Raw genomic sequence first — 23001 nt, 5'->3', positions numbered from 1 at the left:
AGCCGGGCGATTTGTCATACTGGCGTAACAGACGGGCGTTATAGTGAGATGCGGGAGGCGCATCAAGATGAATTTGCTGCTGGCCGACGACGAGCCGTTGATGTTGAATATTTTGCAATCCTACTTTTCCAAAGAGGGTTTTCGCGTGTTTCCCGCGCAGGACGGCGAGGAGGCGCTGGAGCTGTTCTATGGCGGTCCCGTCGATCTGGCGATTCTCGATTGGATGATGCCGCGGCGAAGCGGCGTCGAGGTGTGCCGCGAGATCAAGAAGGCCGGACGGACGAAGGTGCTGCTGCTGACGGCCAAAGGAGGCGCGGAGGACGAACTGCTGGCGCTGGAGGCGGGGGCGGACGATTACGTGCGCAAGCCGTTCGATCCGCGCGTTCTGCTTCTGCGTGCGCGGAAGCTGCTGCAGCTGACCTCGACGGTCGCCATCGGCGACGTGACCGTCGATCTGGCGGGGCAGAAGATCTTCCGCGGCGGCGAGGACGTTCAGGCGACATGGAAGGAGTTTCAGTTGATGAAGTTTCTGGTCCGGAACAAAGGAAGGATCATCTCCCGCAAAATGCTGCTCGACCATGTGTGGGGCTTCGATTATTTCGGCGAGGAGCGCACGGTCGACACCCATATCCGCAGGCTGCGGGAGAAAATCGGGGAGTCGAGGATCAAGACGTACCGGGGGATGGGCTATTGCCTGGAAGAACCCGATGAGTAAGCTGGCCCGCAAGCTGATCGTGCGGCTCGCCGCCGCGTTATGCGTCGTATTTGTCCTTTCCTGCGCCCTGAACACCTACTTTCTCCCCAAATATTTTCTGCACCAGAGCAAGGTGAAGCTGGCCGGACTTACCGCCGAGCTCTCGCCGCTGCCGTACGATTCGCTTGTTTCGAGGATCGACGCTTTGGAAAAAGAGGAGCAGGTCGCGATCGCTTCCGCCTCTCTGACGGAATCGGAGAACGATCTGAACGGCGAGCTGCTGCTCCAGTGGAGTCGCAAGGGGATCGCCCTCAGCAAATTTTGGTTGACCGGGGACAATATCGATCTGCTTCGCGCGGGCGGCAAGGTCAACAAGATTTACGACCAAACCAAGCTGAAGTCCGGCTTTCTCGTGAACTTCTTCCCTGTTGACGGCTACGTGTTCGCGGTAGGAGAATCGATCTCCCATTCCTCGGAGACGATGCGGATCGTCAACCGGTTCAACCTTTATATATGGAGCGGCATGCTGCTCCTGCTCACCGTCCTGTCCGTTCTGTATGCGACCCGGATCGTCAGGCCGCTGGCGGAGCTGAACGAGACGGCCGAGGCGATCTCCCGCCTGTCGTTCGTCAAGCCGGACATCCGGACGGGCGACGAGATCGAGTCGCTCGCGAACAGTCTGGGCCGGATGAGCGACAGACTGAAGGAAGCGCACCGTTCGCTGGAAGTCAAGAACGCCAACCTGCAGAGTTTCATCGCCGACATCTCGCACGAGCTGAAGACGCCGCTGTCGCTCATCCAGGTGTATGCCGCCGGTATTCAGGACGGTTTGGACGACGGCACTTATGCCGGCGTGATCCGGCTGCAGAGCGAGGAGATGAGCGGCCTGATCGATCGGCTGCTGGAGCTGTCCAGACGGCAGGCCGACACGTACGAATTCGCGCCCGTCGAGCTGCGGCCGCTTCTGGACGAGACCTTGGCGCCTTATCAAGTCGCAGCTAGCCAACAAGGGCTCGCTTGGGAGACGGACGACCGGCTGTCTCCGGAAGCGGCGGTGATGGCGGACCGGCCCAAGCTGGAGTCGGTTCTGCGGAATCTGATCTCGAACGCGATCAAATACACGACCGACGGCCGAATCGTCGTGACGATGGAGACGAAGAACGGGAACTTCTATTTTCGCGTAGCCAACGGCACCGACATCGACGATGCGAAGAAGTGGGAGCGGGTGTGGGAGCCTTTCTTCGTCATGGAGAGCTCGCGCAGCAAAAAGTTCAGCGGCACCGGTCTCGGCCTGTCGATTGCCGCAGCCGTTCTGCAGAGCCACCATGCGGACTACGGTTACGAGTTGGACAGGGGGACGGTGACGTTCTATTTTTCCTTGCCGCTGATCCGCGAATGATCACGATGAAATGGGCTGCTGAGTTCGAACGGGGATGAAAGCTCGAATTTGAAACGGCGCGACTCGGAGAAAAGAAAAGCCGTGCAGGAGAATCGCTCTCCTGTACGGCCTTCCGCTGTTCATCTTAGCACGAGCCCTTGTTGTTTTTCCGCTTCGGCTTCGGTCCGGCGCTCTTGGCCTGCTTGTCGCCGAATTGGTCCAATCTCGATGGCGTTGCGGCCGGTCCGTCGTTGTCCGGCTTGTTGTTGCGTCCCGTCATTGTCCTCACCTCGCCTCCCCATAACTTGCACAGCCGGAAGGCAAAGCATTCCCTTTAACGGGCACCGTCCGCTATGTAAGCGATGCGGAGTATGCGCTGCGGGTGACAAGCTCCGCGATTTCGGCCTTTTGCGCTTGGTATTGCTGAAGCGAGATGCTGCCTTCCAGCATGCGCTGCTTCAACTGCTCCGTCAGCTGCCGAATCTGCAGATCGATGACGTCGCCGGGGTCCGCGCCGCTTGCGGAAGCGATGTCCGCCAAGGATTGCCCGTTATACAAGGCGTCGCGAACCTGTTCGTCCGACTCTGCGCCGAGAAGGCTGAGAAACGGGTCGTCCTGCGATTCGGATTCGCCGGCTTCCGTCGGTTCGGCGGCGATTTCGGTTTTGTCGGGGGAATATGCTCCGTAGGATTCGTCGTTCTGAAGCAGATCGCCGGCACTGGTCTCGCGAGACCAAAATCCGCTATTTATCGTCAACATCAAGGCTAGCGTGCAGATTGCCAGCATGCGTTTGGGGTTCATCGGCCATTCCTTCTTTCTTCAATCGTTCTCCCATTGTTCTTTATCCTAAACGAAAGAACTTAAAACAGAATGAAGATCCCCTTAAAGTGTCTTAAGGTTAAGCGGAGCACCCGGCAGGCTCGCATGCATATGGAAACGAAGGAAATGCAAAAAGCCGCCTCCGGATGGAAGCGGACCTTGTTGCGGCAAATATCGTCATGAGCCTTGCTCGTCTCAAGCTTGGCCGACCAGTTCGGGGACGTCGGGATCGAGCCACCAGGAATGGCCGTTCTCCTGCAGAAGATTGTCCGCCGCTTGCGGGCCGTTGGACCCGGCAGCGTACGGATGGAGAGGGAGCATTCCGCCTTCGAATGCTTCAAGCACCGGCTGGACCCACTCCCACGCAAGCTCGACTTCGTTCCAGTGGGCGAAGAAGGTGGCGTCGCCCAGAAGCGCGTCGTAAATGAGCCGCTCGTACGCTTCCGGGAGCTCCTTCTGTTCGGTGGCGAAGCTCATGTCAACCGTCTCGAGACGCCCTTCGTTCCGGGGGTCCTTGGCGTTCAGAACGAACGACACCTTCTCGTTCGGATTGATCTCGATCACGAGCAGATTGGAAGCCGTCTTCTCTCCGCGGGAAGCATAAAGGTCGAACGTCGGATTGCGGAATTCCACTACGATGCGAGTCGACTTCTCCGCCATGCGTTTGCCGGTCCGCAGGTAAAACGGAACGCCCTGCCAATCCGGGTGATCGATAGATACGCGCGCGGCGACGAACGTGTCGTTGCGGGAATCCGGCCCGATCCCCGGCTCTTGCTTGTAGCCGACTACCTCTTTCCCGTTCAGAACGCCGGCTTCATACTGGCCGCGGACGACAGTCGCTGCGACTTCCGCCGGCGCGATAGGCCGAAGGGACTCGATGATCTTTCGTTTCTCCTCGCGGATATGCCGGGCCGTAATGCGTTCCGGCCGGCGCATGGCCGTCATCATGAGCACTTGAAGAAGATGGTTCTGGAACATGTCCCGAATCGCGCCGGCCTGGTCGTAATAGCCGGCCCGCTCTTCGACGCCGACGGTCTCGCTCGCCGTAATCTGGACGTTGGAGATGTATTCCTTGTTCCACACCGCCTGAATGACCGGATTGGCCATCACCAGCGTCTCCAGATTTTGCACCATCGTCTTGCCGAGGTAATGATCGATCCGGAAGATCTCCTCTTCCTCGAAAGAATGGCTTAAATGTTCGTTGAGCAGCCGCGCCGATGCAAGATCGTGGCCGAACGGCTTCTCGATGATGAGCCGCTTCCAGCCCGACGTCGTTCCGAGGCCGCTCTCCTGAATTTGCTGCGCGATCACGCCGAAGAAGTCCGGGGCGACGGACAGGTAAAACATCCGGTTGCCGGGGCCGCCCAGCGCCTGCTCGCGGGACCGGACAAGCTCCAGCAGCTTGCCGTAATCCTCGGCATGATTCACGTTCAGCGGGTGATAGCGGAAGGAAGACAGAAAATCTCCCAGCGGCGCCGCTCCCTCTTCCGCGACGGGACGGCGCGAAAACTGTCTCAGCGATTGCTCGACCTGGCCCTGGTAGACGGAGTCGGGAAACTCTCTCCGGCCGAGCCCGATGACCGTAAAGGCGGACGGAAGCTTGCCGTCCATATATAAATTGTACAAAGCGGGGTAAATCTTCCGCTTGGCTAGATCGCCGGTCGCGCCGAACAAAATAAACGTCATGGCTTCCATCAGTCCGTGTTCCTCCTACCGCGCTCCGTAAGCGCCGGGCCCTTCGCCCTATATATCTTGCATCCCGTCCATTCCGACAGGAATACGATTGGTGCGATCATAATAGTGCCAATCTTACACTCCGCGGGACGGATTCGTCAACTGCTCCGGGGCGATTTCGACTGGCGTTCGATCTAGGGAGATCGCTGGGCGCGAAAGAAGGGGGGGATCCGCACGAAGACTGCCGCAGGCATGGGGAAATAGGACGAGACGGCGAGAAAAATCGAAGAGGGAAAGGCGCTTTCGGCATACGGGAAAAAAGCGCCTGCTTACAAATGGCATGGCGGCAGCCGGAACCGACCGATAACCGATCCGTTCGGCTGCCGCCAGTCGGCAGGCAATCAGCTTTGAAGTATCGGAGTGAGCTGAGAGACAACGTCGGCCAGCTCTCGCGAATTTCGCTCGTACATTCGCTTGGCGTCTTCGTTCTGGCTCGCCGATGCGAACAGTTCCAGATCGGCTTGCGTCTTCTTGAGCGTCGCCAGCAAAAGCGCCTTGCCCTGGGGAGCGGGCACTTTCAGCTTATCGTCGTACAGATCGACGTAAACCTGCTGGTACGCGTCCACCTGTCCGAGAAAGACATTCTCAACCGTTACCCCGATCTTCTCCAGCTCGGTGTTGAGCCAGCCCCGGCTCAGTCCCAGCGTCGCGAGCGGTTCATCTATATACTTGCCGTCGATGATGACCGTCTGCGGTTCGACTTCGTTCACCATCTTTATCCCCAGATGGCTGGCGGTGAGCGGCTGTTTGTCTTTTTTGAGCAGCACGTTCAGATCGCCGTTCGTCTCCATGACCGCGAATTCCACGTCCGCCATGTTGAAGACGCTCTTGCCCCGCAATTGCTCAAGCAGCTCGTCCGCCGTGATGCGTTCCTTCTTCAGGTTGTCCTCCAGCACTTTGCCTTCCTTGATCATGATTCGTCCTTTGCCCTCGAACCAATGCCGAAGCTTGCGGCTCTTGAGCATCAGGAATTCCAGGCCGAACGGAATAAGGAACCAGATGAGCAGGGCAACGACGCCGTGGAAGTAGTGGGCTTCGATGTCGGTGGAGATGAAGGCCGCCAACTCGCCGAGCGTAATCCCCAATATATATTCGAAGAACGACAGCTGCGAAATTTGCTTCTTGCCCAAAATACGGGTCATCGCGAACAGCATGGCCATCGAGCCCAACGAACGTATGGCGATCTCTCCCCAGTTCGGCATTGTCAATCAGTCCTTTCCTGTCCGCTCTTCTTCGGATTCCGCTTCGAGCGCTACCGCGTGCGCGATGCCGGGGATGGATTCCCCCTGCTGCATGGCGACCGGCGAGTGCAGCGCTCCGGTGGCCACGACGAGTATCCGCCGCAGTTCGCCCTTGCGAAGCTTCTTGAGCAGATGTCCGTAAGTGACGACCGCCGAACAAGCGCATCCGCTTCCTCCGGCCTGAACCATTTGCTTCTCGTAATCGTAGATCATCATCCCGCAATCCTTGAACCGGGTTTTGTGGATCGGAACGCCGTGCTTGTCGAGCAGCTCTTCGGCAATGGAGTGGCCGACCTGAGCCAAATCCCCCGTTACGATCAGGTCGTAATGATCGGGCCCGACCTGCAGATCGCGGAAATGAGCCGTGATCGTATCGACTGCCGCCGGCGCCATGGCGGCTCCCATGTTAAACGGATCTTTGATCCCCATATCGACGACTCTGCCGATGGTGGCCGACGCGATCGAAGGACCCGAGCCTGCTTCGGCGACGACGGCGGCGCCTGCGCCCGTCACGGTGTATTGGGCGCTGGGCGGCTTCTGCGAACCGTATTCGGTCGGATAGCGGAACTGCTTCTCCGCGCTGGAGTTATGGCTGGAAGTAGCCGCCAGCGCATGCTTCGCTCCCCCGGTAGCGACCATGTAAGAGGCCAGCGCCAGGCTCTCCATCGAAGTGGAGCAGGCCCCGAACACGCCGAGGTACGGAATGGTCAGCGTTCGCGCGGCGTAGCCGCTGCTGGTAATCTGGTTGAGCAGATCTCCGCCGACGTAGAAATGCACTTGCTCCTTCGTAATACCCGCTCTCTCGATCGCGACGTTGGCGGCTTCTTCGAGCATTGTCCGTTCCGCCTTCTCCCAGCTGGCTTGTTCCAGCAGCGAATCGCCATGGATGATATCGAAGTCGTCGGCCAGCGGCCCGCGCCCTTCGAACGGCCCGACGACGGCGGCTGCGGAGACGAGCTTGGGCTTGCGATGGAACAGCCAGCTTTGATGACCTTTGAGCATAAGAACGCTCAGCCTCCTTGATTGAAGATCAGACGAATCAAAGCGATGATGAACGCGGCTACGGTGCCGAACACGATGACCGATCCGGCCAGCTTGAACATGTTCGTCGCGACGCCGAGCACGATGCCTTCGCTGCGTCCTTCGATCGCCGTCGAAGCCATCGAATTGGCGAATCCCGTCACCGGAACGGCGGAGCCGGCCCCGGCCCATTGCCCGAGCTTGTCGTATACGCCCAGGCTGGTCAGCAGGACCGAGATGAAGATCAGAATCGCGACCGTCGGATCTCCCGCTTTGACCTCATCCCAGCCTCCCCAATGAATAAACATCTGCCGGATGCACTCCCCGACCAGACAGATCAGCCCGCCGAACCCGAAGGCGCGCACGCTGTTGGCGGCGACAGAGCGCTTCGGCATGTGGCTGAGCGCCAGGCGCTGGTACTCCTGCTGGGTTGGCGTCAGTTTCTTGAGCTTCTTGTTAGCCATTCCGACTTGCCCCTTGTTTTCCAGTTTGCTTATCAGGATGCCACCGAGTCCTCCGTTTTACGACAATTTTTTGGCGGTAATGATTTCAACGAATCGGGGTAGGTTATAAGACGTCCCGGAACGCGGGAAATTCCGATCAAAGGGGTGATTCAACATGACCGTCGCTTCCCAAGTGAAAACCTGTGTCGCCTCTTTGAAAAGCGCGCAAGCAAGTCTGGAGCAATTTGCCCTGAGCACGCAAAACCAAGAGGCCAAAACGCTGTTCACGAACGCCGCTGAGCAAACGCAGCAAATCTTGTCCCAAGTGGAGTCGAGAGTGCAGCAGCTGGAAAACGAGGAACCTCAATATAAAGGTTTCTGATTTTCGGCCTGCTCAGAGCCCCGCGTTCGCGCGGGGTTTTCTTTGCGTCGATTAAAGGTGCCTTCATTCTGTTTTCATCTCCGCTTCATCCTCGCGTGAGAAGATACGTCCAGGGGAATGGGCTCGGTGCTGCCGAGCGATGAAAGGGAGACTCTTATGGAAGAGAATCGGATCGAACCGCGACTCCGCCGGTTCTACCCGTGGGGAGCCGCGCTGCTGTTGGCCGCCGCCGTTGCCGTTCGTTTGTGGACGGCGGCGGAGACTCCGGGGTTCTATTCGGATCAGCGCTTGTTCGTCCAATGGATGCAGGCTGCCGATAACTTTGGACTCGGCGGCGCTTATACGAACGATGCGAATCTGAACTATCCGCCGTTTTTCCTTCTTTTGCTGGAAGGATACGGCCGGGTGCTCGGTTTTCTCGGTATCGAGCCTCAGGCCGGCGCCTTTTCTTTCAAGGCGCTGATCGTGGTCATAGACCTGTTCGCCCTTGCAGCCGCCATGGCGCTGATCTCCTCGATCCGGAGCCGTAAATGGAAGCTTCTCGTGCTGGCGCTGTTCGCCCTGAATCCCGCCTTCGTCGTCGACGGTCCCGTCTGGGGCCAAGTAGAGATGCTTCACGGGATGCTGATGGTGCTGTCGGTATGGCAGGCGACCAGGCGACCTTGGCTTAGCGGCTTGCTGGCGTCATTGGCGCTGTTGACGAAATTCCAGGCGGTAACCGTTCTTCCCGTCGTCGGCTTGTATCTGCTCCTCGCGTGGTTCCAGGAGCGGCGGAAGCGCCCCTTGCTCGAGTGGAGCGTCTGCTTTGCGCTTCCGTTTGCAGCCGCGGTTTTGTATTTTCAGGCGGGGGGCGGTCTCGGCGCCATGATTCGCCAAGCGTATACCGACGCCGTCGGCATGTACGCGAACGTCAGCTTGAACGCGATGAACGTCTGGTATTATGTAACCGGCCTGAATCCGGCGGATCCGGATACGGCCCGATTCGCGGATCTGCTTCCTTACCGGGCGCTCGGTCTTCTGCTGTTCGCAATGGCTGCCCTGTATGCCTGCGTCTACCTGATCGTGGCGACGGGGCGGCGTACCGCATCCGAATCCGTAGACGGCATGCTGTTCAAAGCTTCGGCTGCGATCAACTTAGCCTTCTTCATGCTTCCGACCGAAATTCACGAACGCTACAGCCTGCCCGCGCTGTTGTTCTTCGTCTTCGCCGTGATTCATGACCGGAAATGGCTCGCGCCCGCTATTGCTTTGACCGCGACGGTGACCGTCAACCTGGTCGCCGTCCTGAGAAAGAGCGGAAGCCAAGGTGGCTTCGGCGGCCAGGCGGCTAACGGCCGGGGAGGCGCTGCGCGTCGGTTGTCCGGCGGCTTCGGGAATGGGAGCCCCCCGGCAGGCCGGTCTCTCGGATCGGACGGCTTCCAGGGGGGCGGTCCCTCCGCCGGCTTCGGCGGGAACTCCCGTCCCGGAGACTGGGGCGGCGGGAGAGGCCCTTTCGGAGGAATGGGAGGAGGCTTCGGTTCCCATTCCGCCTTGTCTTCCGCCTATGCTTGGGTCGCCGCCGTCAACGTGGTCATTCTGCTGCTCGTCTTCTGGCTGCTTTGGAGAGAGATGCGCGCAGCCGGTAAGGGAGCGGTCGATGCCGATCGGACTACGACGCGGGAAATTGCCCCTTTGCCTTGACCAGAATGGCGGCGATATCCCGTTCGTGCCCGTAAATCTTCTCCTTGTGCCCGTTCAACTGCCGGTAGTAGGAGAGAATCGAAGACAGGGAGGAGGATGCCCCCGCCGGGTCTTTCTTCTTGACGGCCTGGTTGAACGTCTTCATCGACGAGGAGATCGACGCTTTGTTCGAAGTGACGGACTTCTTCTCGGCGGCGATCTGTTTCTTGCTAGAGTCGGCGCCGGCCAACGTGGCGCGAATCGTCTTGGCCGTCTTGGAAGTAGCGTCCTTGAGGCTTTTCTCCGCGGCGGTCTGGTTCCGGATGTTGTCCCGGGCGATCTGAACGAGCGGCTTCAACAGGTTCGCTTCCGTCTGCAGCGCGGACCGGATCGTCTTGCTGCCGAGCGATCTGGCGGTACTGATCTGCTTGTTCAGCTTCGTGTACTGGTCCAGAATCGGCTGGTTGCGCGAGCGAACTTGCTTCGTCTGCGTCGCCATCGCGCTCAGCTTGGCGGCGTTGATCGTCTTGATCCGCTGCCGGACGGCATCGGTCTCCTTCGCGTTGGCATCATGCGCAGACTGAATCCTTGCGTCCAGACTCGCTTCCTGCTGCTGCAAGGAAGCGAGCTCCGCAGCCATCGACTTCAGCTTCGCGGCGCGGGCGGCGTCCGCGTCCGCCACCAGCTTGTCCCATCCCGCCTTCGTCGTCGCCGACCAAGAGACGGCGGATGCCGCGTATCCTTCCGACGGCGCGACGAAAGCCAGATACATTCCGATTAACAGCAGCATTGCGTTTTGACAGAACCTCTTCATCTCGATACATCCTCCCATCGGATCTTCGATCGCCGCGCCGCCGACAAACGCCAAAAAGCACCTGAGAAAAGGCCGTAGACGGCGCTTTCCCACAGGTGCTTCCTGAATGGAAAATGCGAACTTTTGTTCTGATTATATGTCGAGGCGAAGCCGTCTGTCAAGCGGTTCCCGCTATTTGCGACGAAGCTCGAAAAATTCGCATTTGGCTCGCGGGTGGTAAGCCAAATCGCTGACACCGGACTGCAGGACGACGGTCTCGGCATCGAATCGGACGATCACGCTTCCCGATTCGACCAAGTGATCGTCTCTGAAAACCCTAAGGCGCAGCTGCTTCTCCTTCGCTTCGGCAAAATCCTCATCCGTCTCCAATCGCCTGTTCACCGACATGATCCGCGCTCCCTCCGTTTTCTCCAAATATATGGACTATAACAGACCTTCTTCGACCCCGCAAGAGGACGAACGCTGTCGGGGCGGCGTCACGATTGGGCGTTCGCGTACATACAATGTACTCCAATCGACTGGCGGAGGGATTTGCTCATGGACGTAAACTTAAGCTCTCTGCACTGGGTATATCTGGCGTTTATCGTCTTTATCGTCGCCTGTCTGATCAAGCGGCGGGACACGACGATGATCTGCGTGGCGGGCATTCTGGCGCTCGGCCTGATCGCCACCGCCAGCGTCGGCGATTCCGTATCCGGCCTGTTCAAAAGCTTCGTCTACGCCGCCAAAGAACTTCTCGGCACGATCTTTATCATCTCGATCATCGTGTCGATGAGCCGGGTCCTCATCCGGACCGGCATCAACGAGAAGATGGTGGCGCCGCTCACCCGCTTTATGCGAACGCCCGCGCTGGCGTTCTGGGGCATCGGCATCATCATGATGGTCTCCTCCTGGTTTTTCTGGCCGTCTCCCGGCGTCGCGCTGATCGGCGCGGTGCTGCTGCCGGCGGCCGCCCGGGTCGGGCTGCCCGCGCTCGGAGCGGCGGTGGCGATGAACTTGTTCGGCCACGGAATCGCGCTTTCCGGAGACTATATCATTCAAGGCGCGCCGAAGCTGACGGCGGATGCCGCGGGACTGCCGGTGTCGCAGGTGATGGAAGCGAGCGTGCCGCTCGTGATCGTGATGGGCGCCGTTACGACGATCGTCGCGTATTGGATGATGGTCCGGGATCGCAAAAAGGGGACGTGGAGAGACGGCCTCGTCGCCCAGGAAACGCCGGCTTCCCCGTCCGCGGAAACGCTCGTTCTTCCGGCTGCGGTCAAGCGTTGGGCGGCCATTATCATTCCGCTTCTGTTCGTAGCCGACGTGGTCGCGATGTTCGTCCTCGACTTGCAGGGAGACGACGCCACCGCGATCGTCGGCGGGACGGCCATTCTCATCCTGCTCGCGCTGACGCTGATCGCCCATCGCAATAAGGGAATGGAAGAGATGACTTCGTACCTGGTGGACGGATTTCAGTTCGGCTTCAAGGTGTTCGGTCCGGTCATTCCGATCGCGGCCTTTTTCTACCTCGGCGACTCGGCATTCGTGCCGTTGTTCGGCAACCATCTGCCGCAAGGCTCGCAGGGCATCGTCAACGATCTCGGCGTCGCGCTCGCGAACGGGGTTCCGGTCAACAACGTCGTCGGCGCGATCACGCTGACCGTGACGGGGGCGATTACCGGGCTCGACGGCTCGGGCTTCTCCGGCATCTCGCTGGCCGGGTCGGTTGCCCATATGTTCGCGATAGCGATAGGCCATGGCGCGGCGACGCTGACGGCGCTCGGACAAATCGCGGCCATCTGGGTAGGGGGAGGAACGCTGATCCCCTGGGCGCTCATACCCGCTGCGGCGATCTGCGGCGTCAGTCCGTTCGAGCTGGCTCGGCGCAATCTGAAGCCGGTGCTGATCGGGCTCGCGGCGACGACGGTCGTCGCGATGTTCCTTATTTGAAGAGCGGAAGGCGGGGGCTTTGATCAAGGGGGCGGCGACGGGGTAAAATAAGGAATAGCGAACTTTTCCAAGAAAGGATTTTATCCGATCATGCGCAAACAGGCGAAACATACGGCGGCGGTCTCGCTCGGCGCGATGGCGGCGGGATTCGCCCTGACGTTCCCGTGGGTGCAGTACGGCGCCGTCTCGCTGCTTCACGGAGGCTTCGAGGCGGGACTCGTCGGCGGGCTGGCCGACTGGTTCGCGGTAACGGCGCTGTTCCGGCGTCCGCTGGGATTGCCGATTCCGCATACGGCGCTGCTCCCCCGCAACCGCGACAAGGTCGTCCGTTCCCTTGTCTCCGTTATGGAGAACGAGTTCCTGACCAAAGAGAGCATCAAACAGAAGATCGAGCCTTATCTGGCCCAGGACCGGCTGCTGAACTTCGCGGAAAAGCATCTGGGCGACGCGGCCCGGGCGATCGTGGCGCTGGGAGGTTACGCGTTGCGCCATGCGCCGCTGGAGAGGCTGGCGAATCTGGCGGCAAGCGAGCTTGCGAAGCGGCTGCGGGAGTTGGATTCGGCCGGGCTGCTGCGGTTCGTAAGCGAAGAGGTCGTTTCCCGCGGCTATGATGAGCGGGCGCTCGTTTATTTGCTTGGCAAGGCGGAGGAACTGGCCGGGCGGGACGAGGTGAGGCGCCAGCTTGGGGCGATGGCGGCCAACGCGCTCGGCAACGTGCAAGCGAAAGGATTTATGGGCTTCGCTGTCAACGCCTTCGCCGGTTTCATGAGCGAGGACAAGCTGGGCGAAATGCTGCAGGGTGCCGTTCTATCCGCGCTGCGGGATATGCGTCTTTACGAAGACCACCCGCTGCGCCGGTCGCTTGCGGGCGAGCTCCGTAAGGCGGTCGCCGGATTGCCGGAAAACGAAGCGGTGCTTCGGGGTCTCGACGAGGCGAAGAGCAGCCTTCCCGAGCGGGTCGGCCTCGAAGCGTATCTGCTCCGCTGGCTCGAGGACTTGAAGAGCAGGGCCGAGAGCCGCATCCGGGAGCCCGGCTTCGAGAACGACGTGTTGAAGCCGCTGCTTGAGGACGCGCTTCGCCGGCTCCGGGAGCGGCCGGAGACGCTTGAGCCCGCGCTGGAATGGGGAAAAGAGCGGCTGTTCCGGGTGATCGACGACAACCATTCCCGCATCGGGGTTCTCGTCCGCGAAAATCTGGACAAGCTGGACAACGAGATGCTGATCGAGATGATCGAGCAGCGGGTCGGCGGCGACCTGCAATGGATCCGCGTGAACGGAGCGCTGTGCGGGTTCCTGATCGGATTGGCGCTCGAAGGGATCAACATGGCGTTTTAGCCGGACCGTATTTGCATTTTTTACAAATGCAGAGGGGATTTCGGGCGGACGGTCCCCTCCAAACGAACAAATTTGCTTTAAGACTGTGAATGGTCGTGTCACAGTCTTTTTGTTTTGTATAGCTTGTTTAAGAAGGCCGGCGAGGAAAAGGACCGCAGCCGAGAGTGAAGCGACGTTCCGCCCAAGGCGCGCCGTCTCGGCGACGTTCTTTTTCTGCCGGGCTTCGCAGAATTCCAAAACGAGGAGCGGGTGAGAAAAATGTGGATGCGGATCAACAAGAAGGAATTTCGCGAATACATCGAGAGCCTGCGTCTGCTTCTTCTTACGGCCGACAGGTCGAAGGAGGGGGGAGCTCCGGGCTCGGAAGGACAAGCGTCTTGCCGAAGCGGCGGGTCTTCCCGGGAAGACGACCGAGGGCGCTCCTGTTGCGAAGACGTGCCGCCGGCGCTGCGATGCGCGCTTGAGCGAAGCTTGCATCGTAACGTTGTTATCTACACGGCGGGAGGAACCGTATCGGGAATCGTTCAGGAGGTCGGCAGAGACTATGCGGTCGTTCGGGAAGCGGGCGATCTGCACGTCATCGTCAACCTCGACAAGGTGATTTATGCGGAGGTGGGCCGCGATGAATGAACGGCTGAGAGCGTGGGTCGGCTGCGACGTTCAGGCGGCGACAACGATCGATATCGTGGAAGGGCTGCTCGTATCCGCGGAGGAGGGCGCCCTGACGATTCGGTTGTCCGGCCCTTCGGGTTACGGCCGCGGGCGGCATGCGGTGATCAAGCTGGCGGCCGTATGCTACGTGCGCCGGACGTAACCGACAAGAAGAACGGCGGTGATAAAAAATGAACGATCGGAGAGAGGCGGGGCTCGTCAGCGTCGTCGTCACTCATTACAATAACGGGAACTACTTGGCAGACTGTCTGGACGGCATTGTCAGGCAAACGTACGCCGACTGGGAGCTCATTCTGGTCGACGACGCTTCGACGGACGACTCCCGGGAGCGGCTGGAGAAGTGGCTGCGCGAGGGAGGGACGGAGAAGATCGGGGAGCGGAATTTGGTCGTTCTCCGGCTCCCTCGCAATATCGGCTATGCGGGCGCTTGCACGACGGGCATGTTTCTTGCCCGCGGGCAATACATTGCCATGCAAGACTCCGACGACGTTTCGCTTCCGGAACGGTTGGAGCGGCAGGTCGCTTTTTTGGACAGCCATCCGCAGGTCGACATGCTGGGAACGAACTATGAAGTGATCGACGGCCAAGGAAGCCGGATGCCGGTAAAGGCAAGCTGGCTCCGCTATGGGGATTCGATAGTGGAAGTATACCGCAAGGGCGGACACTGCGTCTGCCACGGCACGGTCATGCTGCGGGGCGAGCTGTTCGACCGGACCGGGGGGCATACCCGGTTCCTCGCGGGAGCGGAGGATTACGAGTTTATCGCCAAACGGTTGAATGCCAAGCGCCGCAACGTCGAAAATTTGCCGGACCTCCTTTATCTGTATCGCCGACACTTGCTACAAAGGTCGCGCTCTTTCTACGGAAGCGACCGGGGAGGCCGAGATGGATCCTAACGGGCGCCGGATCTTGATGGTGATGGACAGCCTGGCGGTCGGAGGCACGGAGACTCACGTCCTCAGCGTCGTCAAGGCGCTTCGTTCGTTGGGCGTTCGGCCCCTCTATGCGGGGGCGGGAGGTCCGTTGTACGAAGCCTACGCGAGAGCGGGAGTCCCGATGTACGACGTCGATCTGACGCCCGGCACGCTGGCTGATCCGGCCGATGCGCCCCGCACCGTACAGCGCTTGAAGCGAGTCATCCAGGGCGGGCAGGCCGACCTCGTGCACGTTCACCAGATGCCCTCCGGGCTTTACGCCGCGAGAGCGGCGGCGGAGCTTGGCGTTCCGGTCGCGTTCAGCGTACATGGAACCTACTATTCTTCCGGCCAACTGGAGGAAATGAGGCGGCTTGGAGCATCGTTTGTCAGCGTCAGCAGGCCGGTCGAACGTTTCCTGCGGGAATTGGGCATCCCTTCCTTCCTTGTTCCCAACGGCGTCGATTCGGACGAGTTCTATCCCGCTCCCGCGCCGGAGCGGCTGCGGCGGAAGTGGAAGATCCCACCCGACGCTGTGGTGATCGTCTATGTCAGCCGTCTGGCCTGGGACAAAGCGGCGGTATGCTCGATGCTGCTCCGGGCGGCGGCCGGCATCCGGCGGCGCACGGGGCGGAATCTGCATGTCGTCGCGGTCGGCGGAGGTCCGCAGTACCGGGAGATCGAGCGGCTCGCCGATTCCCTGCAGAGTCCCGTAGGAGAATCGTTCCTTCACCTGACGGGCGGGCAGACGAAGGTTCGCGATTTTTACGCGATGGCGGATCTGGTCGTCGGAACGGGACGCGTGGCGCTGGAGGCAATGTTCTGCGCCAAACCGGTACTGGCGATCGGCAATCACGGCTACTTCGGCCTCGTGGAGCCATCGTCTTACGCGCAAGCCTGGGATCGGTACTTCGGCGATCACGACTCGCTGAGCAAAACGGACGTGAACCTGATCGCCTCCGATTTGGAGGCGGCCCTGGCCGACAGGCTTCGGTTAAGGAGAATCGGCGACCAAGCCTTCGAATGGGTGCGGGGGACGTTCGACATTCATCGGATCGGCCTGATGCTGGCCGGCGTTTACGAGAACGCGATTCGCGGCGCGGCCGAACGGAAGGGGGGAAGAAGTTGACGAGAACGGTTCTGTATGTCGGCTGGATCGGCTTCAACAACTTCGGCGACGAGCTGATGAGGGGGCTGTTCGAGCAGTTGGCGTCCGATCGCCTGCCACCGGACCGGTACGGGATCGTTCCCGCCGTGCCTGGCGTCGAGACGGACGATTTGGGTCCGTACGACACCGTCGTGCTGGGCGGGGGCTCCCTTCTGATTGCGGGATACGCGGATTTGCTTTGGAGAGCGGCGCAAGAGGGCAAGCGAATTCTCGTATGGGGAAGCGGGTACGATTGCATCCATTTGGCGAAGACGGCGGGAGGCGGCGTGACCTTGCCGGATTCGATCCGGGAAGCGCCGGAATACCGGAAACGGCTGCGAGATCTTGCGGAGGCGGCTTCCTTCTTCGTGGTCAGGGGGCCTTGGACGAGGGACTACCTGCTTCATCAAGGCGTGCCGCCGGAGCTTGTCCGGGTGAGCGGCGATCCCGGTCTGCTGGCGGCGGTTGATCGCGAGGAAGCGGAAGCGGGCCGGTCGGGCGGCACCGGGACGCTCGGCGTGAACTGGGGGACGGTATACGACCGGATGTACGGGGCGAACGAATCAGAGGTCGAGGACGCGCTGGCGCAGGTTTGCCGGGAGTGGATCGAACGGGGGTGGCGGATTCATCTTTATGTGGTCTGGGGACCGGATCGAAAATCGGCCGAACGGCTGCACGCCAAAATCGGCAAAGCGGCGCAGACGACGCTCGACCTCAAGCTATACGACACCCCGGGGTATTACAATCTTGTCCGCGGATTCGACGCTACTTTAAACCTGAAGCTGCATGCGAACGTGATTTCGGCCGCGGCGGGCGTTCCGTTCGTCAGCCTGGGCTACCGCTTCAAATGCTTCGACTTCGTTCACTCTGCGGGGGTTCCCGAGCTGATCGTGCCGACTTCGGCTCCCCATCTGGCGGACCGGCTGAACGAGACGCTGCGGGCCGCCCTTCATTCGGGCGACGAGTGGCGGGAAAAGCTGGCGGCTAAAAGAGAAGAAGCCCGCCTTCTGTTGACGGAACCGTTCGAGGGCGGCCTTCTGTAGCCTTCGAACGGCCTTGTGGTATAATGGTGGGCAAAGATTAGGATCCTGCCGGGCGGTGCAAGCGGCGAAGGAATCAGGGAGCGTCCCTTTGCGGGACGCTCTTGGTTTGCGAAACGGCGTGCGCGTTAGGCGGCGGAGATCAGGGGCAGGAGGTTGGAACGGATGATTCTCGTCAACGAGCAGATCAAAGCGTCCGAGGTGCTGCTGACCGGGGCGAAAGGGGAAGAAATCGGCGTCGTGCCAAGAGAGGAGGCGCTGGAGCGGGCCCGTAAGCTGAAGATGGATCTGGTCTGCACGTCTTTGTTCAGCAGTCCGCCGCCCTGCAAGCTGGTCCCTCGGGGGACGGCCAAGAACGCGGTGTCGAAGCCTTCCGGCAAGGAAGGAAACGCGAAAGGGAAGGAAGCCAAAGCGAAGGAGCTTCGGCTGACGCCCCATATCGAAGAGCACGATTACGATACGAAAAAAAGACAGGCGGAGAAGCTGCTCGCCTCCGGCAACGCCGTGCAGCTGGTCGTAAAGCTGTCAAACGCCAAGGAAGGCGTAAAGGCGAAGGAGCTGTTGGAGCGTCTGTCCAAAGAGCTGTCGCCGGGCGGCACGCGGGAGACGGGAATTCAGGTTAGCGGCAAGCAGGCTGCCGTCAAGATCGTTCCGCGCTAGAGGTCTGGCGAAAGGGGGGGATCCCTCTAACGGAACGGAGCGGCGCTATTCCGCCAACGGGGAAAGATATCGGCGTCACGAAATGGGACTGCGTCTACATCTTCTTTTAAGCAGCTAAGCGTGCTCTTTTCCGATAGCGCTGGTATCTTCGCCATGCTTCCGGTCGACCAAAACGCGATAGCCGAGAAAACCGGCTAACGGGCCCTCGCGGCGGGGTGAATGAGCGGAGATAGCCGAGAAAATCGGCTAACGGGCCCTCGTGGCGGGGTGAATGAGCGGAGATAGCCGAGAAAATCGGCTAATGAGCCCTCGCGGCGGGCCGAGCGAGCGGAGATAGCCGAGAAAATCGGCTAACGGGCCCTCGCGGCGGGCTGAGCGAGCGGAGATAGCCGAGAAAATCGACTAACGGGCTCAAGTGGCGCCTGGTTCCACTGGATCTAAGGAAGATTTATGTTATTATTCATAACATTAAATAACGAAAATCTCTTATGATTTATTTCAAATTGCATTAAATGAACCCAAATCTCCTATAAATATTACTTAATGAGTAATTTTAATTGACATAAAAAGCTGACTGTCTTATGATAAGTACACGCTTAGTTTCCGGCCGCCAGGCCGGGGAGCGGGGGACCCGTTACATGGGGGCGAATCCGACGTTCTTCTCGAAGGACGAAGGTAGGGAACCATCTGCCCGAGCCCGTCAGCTAACCTCGTAGGCGGAAGATGGGTCGGCGCTTTATACACAGCTTAATCGCGAACGAAGCCAGGGCCCTTTTTACAGGGCTCTTTTTGCGTTCTTCCGTTCCTTCTTTCCGCATTCCCCCCTTGGATCGAACGGCCGCCATACGACAAAAAAAGGAGTGCGAGAGAGATGATGCGAGCGCTTGTATTCGACTTTGACGGAACGATTCTGGACACGGAGACGGCTTGGTACGAGGCTTTCCGGGAAGCTTACTCGGAGCATGGGGTCGACCTTACGCTGGAGATGTATTCCCAATGCATCGGCACCAGCCTTCATCGGTTCAATCCTTACGAATATTTGATGACCGAGCGCGGGTTGCCGCTCGATAAAGACCGGTTCCGGGAGTCGGTCCATCTGCGGCATTCGGAGCTGATGCGGCGGGAGGAAGTTCGTCCGGGCGTCCTCTCGTACCTGGAAGCGGCGAAAGAGTACGGGATGAAGATCGGCCTCGCTTCCAGCTCCACGCGGGAGTGGGTGGACAAACATTTGCGACAGCTCGGGATCGAATCGTACTTCGAGACGGTCCGGACGGCGGACGACGTCCGGCAGGTCAAGCCGGATCCCGAGCTGTACGTTCTCGCGCTGTCCGATTTGGGCGTCGACGGCCGGGAGGCGATCGCGGTGGAAGATTCCCCGAACGGCGCGAGAGCGGCCATCTCGGCGGGGATGCACTGCGTGCTGGCGCCGAACCGGATCACGTCGCTGCTGGATTTTCCGGCAACGGGCATCGCGCATCGCTTGGGAACGCTGGAAGACCTGGAATTCCGCAGGCTGATCGCGTCGTCATCGCAATTTTAATATCGTGAAACGTTAACGCGGCGAAAGAAGAGAAAGAAAGGAGAGAGCGCCATGCCGGGCAAAAGGGCGGTTCATTTCGGAGCGGGCAATATCGGGAGAGGTTTTATCGGATGGATGCTGTACCGGTCGGGCTACGAGGTTACGTTCGTTTCCCGCAACGATAAGCAGATCGAGCTGATGAGAGACCGGGGCCAGTATACCGTCACGTTGGCGAGCGAGGCGGAGGAGCGGGAGATCGTACGGAACGTGACCGCGATTCATATCGGAAACGCGGCGGCGGTTCGGGAGAGCATGCTGGAGGCCGATCTGGTGACGACATCCGTCGGCGAAGCCGCCCTTGCGCACATCGCCAAGGCGCTGGCGGACGGTCTTGCGTATCGGCTGAGGCGCCATTCGCGCCCGCTGCAGATCGTCGCATGCGAGAACGCGGTGCACGGAAGCGCCAAGCTTAAAGGGTGGGTCTACTCCCATCTGCCGGATGAGCTTCGGGAACGGGCGGAACGCTGCGCGGCGTTCCCGAACGCGATCGTCGACCGGATCGTCCCGCCGCAGCCTTCGGACGAACTTTGGAACGTGCGGGTGGAGCCCTTTCATGAATGGGTGCTGGAGCAGGCCGGCGGGACGGATCCGATCGAGGGCGTGCGGTACGTGACGTCGCTCGAGCCTTATGCCGAGAGGAAGCTGTATACGGTGAACGTCGGCCACTGCGGCGCCGCTTACTTCGGCTATCTGGCCGGCTACCGAACGATTCCGGAGTCGCTTCGGGACGAGAGGCTGCGGAACCGGGTCGCCGGCGCGATGGAAGAGACCGGCCGGCTTCTCGTGCGGAAGTACGGCTGGAGCGAAGAGGAGCACCGGCAGTACATTCGCAAGTCGCTGCAGCGCTTCGCGAATCCCCGCATCCCTGACAAAGTCGCCCGCGTCGGCCGTTCCCCGCTGCGCAAGCTGGCCCCGGACGACCGGCTCATTCGGCCGGCGCTGCAGGCTTCGGCTCTCGGCATGGACTCTCCGCACCTCGTGACGCTCATCTCCGCCGCATTGCTGTTCGATCACGGCCGGGACCCGGAGGCGGTGAAGCTGCAAGCCCGAATCCGCGCGAGAGGCGTTCGGGACGTCATTCGCAGCCATATGGGAATCCTGGAGCATCATCCTCTCCATTTCCGGATCGCCAACCGATACGAAGAATTGAAGCGCGAGTCGACCGGTATATCCTGATCTTGCCATAGACATCGCCCCGGCTCTGTATCATACTGGGCTGGGGCTTTTTTTTGCATAGGCAATTAATGACGGGAAATCGTTCTAAGACGGGAGGGGCGGCAAGTGCAATCGTTCGATCAAGACATCGTGAGAAGAATCCGTGAACGGTCCGCCGACATGGAGAGACGGGGAGAGCTGGACGACTGGCTGCTGGAGAAAATCTATGACGAGAAACTGTTCAAGCTATTCGTGCCTAGCGAGCTGAACGGCCTCGGAAGTTCTCTTCCGGAGGCGCTTCGGGCGTTCGAGAGAATGTCCTGGATCGACGGGTCGCTCGGCTGGCTGGTGACGATCGGTTCCGGCGGCGGCTTCTTCGCCGCGGCGTTGCCCGAACGGCGGGCGGCGGAGCTGTTCTCGGGACGGAAAGCGGTGCTGGCGGGAAGCGGGATGCCGACCGGCAAGGCTCGCAAGGTCGAGGGCGGCTATCGGGTTACCGGAAGCTGGGCTTATTGCAGCGGCGCGACGTTCGCGACTTTTTTCACCGCCAACTGCAAAATCGAGGGGACCGGCGAAGAGCTCGTCCGTTCGTTCGCGTTTCTGCCGAGGCAGGTGCAAATCGCGAAAGACTGGAACCCGCTCGGCCTTCGCGCGACCGCCAGCCATTCGATCGAGGTGCGCGACGCTTACGTGCCCGAGGACATGACCTTCGACCTGACGGCGGAGCCGAGACTGAACGATCCGATCTATCGGTATTCGTTCCTCGCGTTCGCCCAGACTTCGTTCGCGGCGGCATCCGTCGGCGTCGGGCGCCATTTCCTGGAAGAGTGCGCCGAGTTCGCCGCGTCCAAAGCGCCGGAATGGAAGGAAACCAGCCCCAGGCGGCTTGCCGCGCTTGAGAGCGCCGTCGCCGAGCGGCTGGGAATCTTGGAGGCTGCCTCCGACCGGTTTTACGAGCTGGCGGAGTCGTCCTGGGACACGTTCGTCCGGGAAGGGACGCTGCCGGAAGAGGTATGGCGCGAGATCGGGCGGCGAAGCCAAGAGGCGGCGGCGGCCGCGCGTTCCGGCTCAGACGCGGTATTCCCGTTGCTGGGCATGACGGCGCTCCGGCACGATCATGCGCTCTGCCGCACGTGGCGGGACCTGCACACCGTAACGCAGCATTCGGTTCTTCTGCCGGAAAACGAGGAATAAAGCGGACGAACGCCGATCGGGTCAAACTCGTTATTGACCGCCGAAGGGAAGAAAGGCTACAATTTGAAAGGTTAACTTCCAGTAAAGGGATCGGAATTGAAAAATGAAGCTCAAAGCGTTCGCCGCTTGCCTTTATATCGGCATGATCTATTTTTTGTCAGCCCACTGGGCAGGGCTGCATCCTTTGTTTTTCCCGACGCTGGGGGCATTCGCCTATCTGTTCGTCGCCCGTTCCGCCACGGCTGCGGAGATGGGAAGGGCCCTGTTCGGGGCGGCGGTCTGCTCCGCGATCGGGACGGCGCTGTCCCATCTCCATCCGAGCACGCTGTTTTTCGTCGTCAACGCGATGTTGGCGATCTGGCTGATTCACCGCTGGAAATGGAACGCTCCTCCGATCATGGGAGTGGCCTTCCTGCCGTTCTTCTCCAAGCCGGACAGCTACTGGCTGACGCCGGCATTCGCGACCGCGGCGATCGCGGGGTTGACGCTCGTCCTGCTCGCGGCTGCGGCCGTGGCGAAGCTCAAGGCGCTGCGGTCCTTCCTGCCGACGCAGGCGTCGCTGGATTAGCCGACCGGCTGTCCGGCGGCGAATCGGTCGACCGTCTCCAGCGGAAGATGATCGAAGATCAGATTGCCGTAGTGGGCCAGACAGACGACTCCTTCCTCATCGATCAGAAATTCGGCGGGGATCCGTTCGAAGTTGGAGCCTTCTTCGTGCGTCAGCTTGAAGCCGGCGGCTTCGATTTCCGCGATCACCGATTCCTTCCTCGGGTCGGCCATCGTCGCCTTCGTTTTTTCCTCGGATACTTCCACTCCGTACAGATCGTACAGCTCCGCCTTCGGGTCGGCCAGAAGCGGGAAAGGCGTGTTCTGCTTGCCTACGATCATCCGCAAGCTTTCTTCCGGCGACTCGAATACGGCGATGACGTCCAGTCCTTTCTCCCGCCAATCCGGATAGCGCCGAATGAACTGTTGAACTCGCAAGTTGCATAGCCCGCAAGCCGAGAAGCGGAAAAAAGCGAGCAGCAACTTGCGGCCGCGATGCGCGTTCAGAGAGACGGGCGTGCCGTTCGGGTCGGCGGACTCGAATGCGGGGGCGAGGTCGCCTGCTTGAAGATGCGTTGTCATGAGGGTTCCCTCCTGGGTGTTGGAAGATGGGCCGTCCCTTCGGACCGGGCCTGCTTCTTTA

Annotated in this window: 25 protein-coding genes and 1 riboswitch; of the genes, 16 read left to right on the top strand and 9 right to left on the bottom strand. The window is 60.3% G+C overall.

The genetic code is table 11. The annotated features are described in order from the left end of the window. Nucleotides 1-67 precede the first annotated feature (67 nt). Together H7C18_RS12785 and H7C18_RS12780 are read left to right on the top strand one after the other, a co-directional pair. On the top strand, nt 68-715 hold the full coding sequence (locus H7C18_RS12785; protein WP_185129460.1) for a response regulator transcription factor: 648 nt from the start codon (nt 68-70) through the stop codon (nt 713-715). Then, nucleotides 708-2093: a sensor histidine kinase gene (locus tag H7C18_RS12780; RefSeq protein WP_185129459.1), complete on the top strand. Its 1386-nt coding sequence runs from the start codon at nt 708-710 to the stop codon at nt 2091-2093. Before H7C18_RS12785 ends, H7C18_RS12780 begins: the two co-directional genes overlap by 8 nt. Before the next feature lie 124 nt (nt 2094-2217). Here the strand turns inward: H7C18_RS12780 and H7C18_RS35520 are convergent, their stop codons facing one another. The 6 genes from H7C18_RS35520 to spoVAC form a co-directional block, all read right to left on the bottom strand. Continuing rightward, nucleotides 2218-2352, bottom strand: coding sequence for a hypothetical protein (locus H7C18_RS35520; RefSeq protein ID WP_273386625.1), 135 nt, complete (start codon nt 2350-2352; stop codon nt 2218-2220). Between the two features lie 71 nt (nt 2353-2423). Then, nucleotides 2424-2873 (bottom strand): hypothetical protein, encoded by a 450-nt coding sequence (locus H7C18_RS12775; RefSeq protein ID WP_185129458.1) that lies wholly within the window; start codon nt 2871-2873, stop codon nt 2424-2426. 213 nt (nt 2874-3086) lie between these two features. After that, the gene (zwf, locus tag H7C18_RS12770; RefSeq protein WP_185129457.1) at nt 3087-4586 is read right to left on the bottom strand and encodes a glucose-6-phosphate dehydrogenase; all 1500 of its coding nucleotides are present in this window, start codon (nt 4584-4586) and stop codon (nt 3087-3089) included. Between the two features lie 380 nt (nt 4587-4966). Continuing rightward, nucleotides 4967-5827 carry a DUF421 domain-containing protein gene (locus tag H7C18_RS12765; protein WP_185129510.1) on the bottom strand — a complete coding sequence of 287 codons (861 nt, stop codon included), beginning with the start codon at nt 5825-5827 and terminating at the stop codon, nt 4967-4969. Nucleotides 5828-5833: 6 nt separating this feature from the next. Then, complete coding sequence (gene spoVAD / locus H7C18_RS12760) at nt 5834-6868, bottom strand: stage V sporulation protein AD (protein ID WP_185129456.1); 1035 nt, start codon at nt 6866-6868, stop codon at nt 5834-5836. Between the two features lie 8 nt (nt 6869-6876). Next, entirely contained in the window at nt 6877-7350 is a 474-nt protein-coding gene (spoVAC, locus tag H7C18_RS12755) for a stage V sporulation protein AC (RefSeq protein WP_185129455.1), read from the bottom strand. A gap of 154 nt (nt 7351-7504) precedes the next feature. On the opposite strand from spoVAC, the gene H7C18_RS12750 reads away from it, so the two are divergent. Together H7C18_RS12750 and H7C18_RS12745 are read left to right on the top strand one after the other, a co-directional pair. Beyond that, complete coding sequence (locus H7C18_RS12750; RefSeq protein ID WP_185129454.1) at nt 7505-7711, top strand: DUF1657 domain-containing protein; 207 nt, start codon at nt 7505-7507, stop codon at nt 7709-7711. 156 nt (nt 7712-7867) lie between these two features. Further along, the gene (locus H7C18_RS12745; RefSeq protein ID WP_185129453.1) at nt 7868-9391 is read left to right on the top strand and encodes a hypothetical protein; all 1524 of its coding nucleotides are present in this window, start codon (nt 7868-7870) and stop codon (nt 9389-9391) included. On the opposite strand, the gene H7C18_RS12740 is transcribed toward H7C18_RS12745, so the two are convergent. Further along, nucleotides 9360-10184, bottom strand: a complete 825-nt coding sequence (locus H7C18_RS12740; protein ID WP_185129452.1) for a hypothetical protein — start codon at nt 10182-10184, stop codon at nt 9360-9362. The two genes, H7C18_RS12745 and H7C18_RS12740, sit on opposite strands and share 32 nt — an antisense overlap. 171 nt (nt 10185-10355) lie before the next feature. Beyond that, on the bottom strand, nt 10356-10571 hold the full coding sequence (locus tag H7C18_RS12735; protein WP_185129451.1) for a hypothetical protein: 216 nt from the start codon (nt 10569-10571) through the stop codon (nt 10356-10358). A 150-nt stretch (nt 10572-10721) separates the two neighbouring features. On the opposite strand from H7C18_RS12735, the gene H7C18_RS12730 reads away from it, so the two are divergent. The 12 genes from H7C18_RS12730 (at nt 10722) to H7C18_RS12675 (ending at nt 22380) form a co-directional block, all read left to right on the top strand. Next, the gene (locus H7C18_RS12730; RefSeq protein ID WP_185129450.1) at nt 10722-12116 is read left to right on the top strand and encodes a hypothetical protein; all 1395 of its coding nucleotides are present in this window, start codon (nt 10722-10724) and stop codon (nt 12114-12116) included. Nucleotides 12117-12206: 90 nt separating this feature from the next. Continuing rightward, the gene (locus tag H7C18_RS12725; RefSeq protein WP_185129449.1) at nt 12207-13451 is read left to right on the top strand and encodes a DUF445 domain-containing protein; all 1245 of its coding nucleotides are present in this window, start codon (nt 12207-12209) and stop codon (nt 13449-13451) included. 249 nt (nt 13452-13700) lie between these two features. Next, nucleotides 13701-14081, top strand: coding sequence for a DUF2642 domain-containing protein (locus H7C18_RS12720; protein ID WP_185129448.1), 381 nt, complete (start codon nt 13701-13703; stop codon nt 14079-14081). Further along, a complete protein-coding gene (locus tag H7C18_RS12715; protein WP_185129447.1) occupies nt 14074-14265 on the top strand; it encodes a hypothetical protein in 192 nt (63 codons plus the stop codon). The genes H7C18_RS12720 and H7C18_RS12715 overlap by 8 nt, the downstream gene beginning before the upstream one ends. Nucleotides 14266-14293: 28 nt before the next feature. After that, nucleotides 14294-15019, top strand: a complete 726-nt coding sequence (locus H7C18_RS12710) for a glycosyltransferase family 2 protein (protein WP_185129446.1) — start codon at nt 14294-14296, stop codon at nt 15017-15019. Next, the gene (locus H7C18_RS12705; RefSeq protein WP_185129445.1) at nt 15009-16166 is read left to right on the top strand and encodes a glycosyltransferase; all 1158 of its coding nucleotides are present in this window, start codon (nt 15009-15011) and stop codon (nt 16164-16166) included. The genes H7C18_RS12710 and H7C18_RS12705 overlap by 11 nt, the downstream gene beginning before the upstream one ends. Further along, nucleotides 16163-17227 (top strand): polysaccharide pyruvyl transferase family protein, encoded by a 1065-nt coding sequence (locus tag H7C18_RS12700; protein ID WP_185129444.1) that lies wholly within the window; start codon nt 16163-16165, stop codon nt 17225-17227. Before H7C18_RS12705 ends, H7C18_RS12700 begins: the two co-directional genes overlap by 4 nt. Nucleotides 17228-17389: 162 nt before the next feature. Beyond that, on the top strand, nt 17390-17884 hold the full coding sequence (gene infC, locus H7C18_RS12695; protein WP_185129443.1) for a translation initiation factor IF-3: 495 nt from the start codon (nt 17390-17392) through the stop codon (nt 17882-17884). A gap of 583 nt (nt 17885-18467) precedes the next feature. Beyond that, nucleotides 18468-18616, top strand: a riboswitch (cyclic di-AMP (ydaO/yuaA leader). A gap of 139 nt (nt 18617-18755) precedes the next feature. Beyond that, entirely contained in the window at nt 18756-19424 is a 669-nt protein-coding gene (locus H7C18_RS12690; protein ID WP_185129442.1) for an HAD family hydrolase, read from the top strand. 51 nt (nt 19425-19475) lie between these two features. Then, the gene (locus H7C18_RS12685) at nt 19476-20639 is read left to right on the top strand and encodes a mannitol-1-phosphate 5-dehydrogenase (RefSeq protein WP_185129441.1); all 1164 of its coding nucleotides are present in this window, start codon (nt 19476-19478) and stop codon (nt 20637-20639) included. Nucleotides 20640-20744: 105 nt separating this feature from the next. After that, nucleotides 20745-21812: an acyl-CoA dehydrogenase family protein gene (locus H7C18_RS35725; protein WP_185129440.1), complete on the top strand. Its 1068-nt coding sequence runs from the start codon at nt 20745-20747 to the stop codon at nt 21810-21812. A gap of 103 nt (nt 21813-21915) precedes the next feature. Further along, a complete protein-coding gene (locus H7C18_RS12675) occupies nt 21916-22380 on the top strand; it encodes an HPP family protein (protein ID WP_185129439.1) in 465 nt (154 codons plus the stop codon). Here H7C18_RS12675 and H7C18_RS12670 read toward each other — a convergent pair. Beyond that, nucleotides 22377-22940 carry a peroxiredoxin-like family protein gene (locus H7C18_RS12670; RefSeq protein ID WP_185129438.1) on the bottom strand — a complete coding sequence of 188 codons (564 nt, stop codon included), beginning with the start codon at nt 22938-22940 and terminating at the stop codon, nt 22377-22379. The genes H7C18_RS12675 and H7C18_RS12670 overlap by 4 nt on opposite strands. Nucleotides 22941-23001: the final 61 nt, after the last annotated feature.

Origin of the sequence: Cohnella zeiphila (assembly GCF_014212055.1) — a bacterium.
GTDB classification, from domain to species: domain Bacteria; phylum Bacillota; class Bacilli; order Paenibacillales; family Paenibacillaceae; genus Cohnella; species Cohnella zeiphila.
This window is presented reverse-complemented; position numbering and strand designations above follow the sequence as displayed.